Below are 858 nucleotides of genomic sequence, written 5' to 3' on the forward strand. Positions count from 1 at the left end.
GGTCGATTCCGGGGGGGAGCCGGGGGCCGAGCAGGCCCCTTCCCAGCCTTCGGAGGGTTCCTCTTCCGGCAGCCCCTCGGGTTCTGATAGTTAAGCGCCTCTTTTCACGTCTCCACACCGGAGCACAGGAGTCAACGATGGCCCGCAGCAAGAGCAAGCACCGCCGCGTGCAGATGAAGATCAAGCAGGCCTGGAAGAAGCGGGCCAAGAAGAACAAGGCCGAAGCGAAGGCCGCCGAGAGCAAGAAGAAGTAGGCCCGTCCTCCGTTGGCGGCCCGTGGCGCTATTCCCGGGTCGCCGAAAACGGAACGATGACGCTGCACCGCTGGGGCGCCGTTCCGCTCGGGCGAGAGTAGTTGCCGGTATACGTCCCATCGAGTCGCGCCGTGCCGCCGTCCCCCTCGAAGGACGTGTAGCGACCGGCGAGGCTCAGGGTGTCCATCCTCCCGCCATCCATGGCTCCGCCCAGGGAGCCGGCGAGGGTGAATGAGCCCTCCGCGGACACGTTCCCCAGAAGCCCCACGCCCTCCAGGTTGCCAATGAGCCTGTCGCCGGAGCGGGTGATGTCCAGCGGCCGTCCCCGGGGCAGCTCCACGCCCAGCAGGGTGCAGTCGGCCGGCACGCCGCCGTCGCCGAAGGCCATCCGGTAGCGACCTTCCAGGGGCGGACACTCGGTGCAGGGGGTGGCGCCATCTCCACAACCCGGGGCGGCCAGGCCCATGGCAAGGGCGAGGACCGCGACGCCAGTCAGGGTGAAACGTCCAGAATTCAGGGTCGGTGTTTTCATGTGCGGGATGTCGGACTTCCCGTCGGGAAGCGCGATTCCTAGGTTGGGGGTGGTCGGTGGGCTCGTCGGGCG

The 858-nt window shown here is 67.9% G+C and carries 2 protein-coding genes; one reads left to right on the forward strand and one right to left on the reverse strand.

What is annotated here, in order from left to right:
- Nucleotides 1–137: 137 nt before the first annotated feature.
- Nucleotides 138–254, forward strand: a complete 117-nt coding sequence (locus HR086_RS47225; protein WP_141649535.1) for an aminopeptidase — start codon at nucleotides 138–140, stop codon at nucleotides 252–254.
- Nucleotides 255–282: 28 nt separating this feature from the next.
- Here the strand turns inward: HR086_RS47225 and HR086_RS47230 are convergent, their stop codons facing one another.
- A complete protein-coding gene (locus tag HR086_RS47230) occupies nucleotides 283–720 on the reverse strand; it encodes a hypothetical protein (RefSeq protein ID WP_141649536.1) in 438 nt (145 codons plus the stop codon).
- Nucleotides 721–858 lie beyond the last annotated feature (138 nt).

Source organism: Myxococcus sp. CA039A, from assembly GCF_013336645.1.
In the GTDB taxonomy this organism is placed as follows: Bacteria; Myxococcota; Myxococcia; order Myxococcales; family Myxococcaceae; genus Myxococcus; species Myxococcus llanfairpwllgwyngyllgogerychwyrndrobwllllantysiliogogogochensis.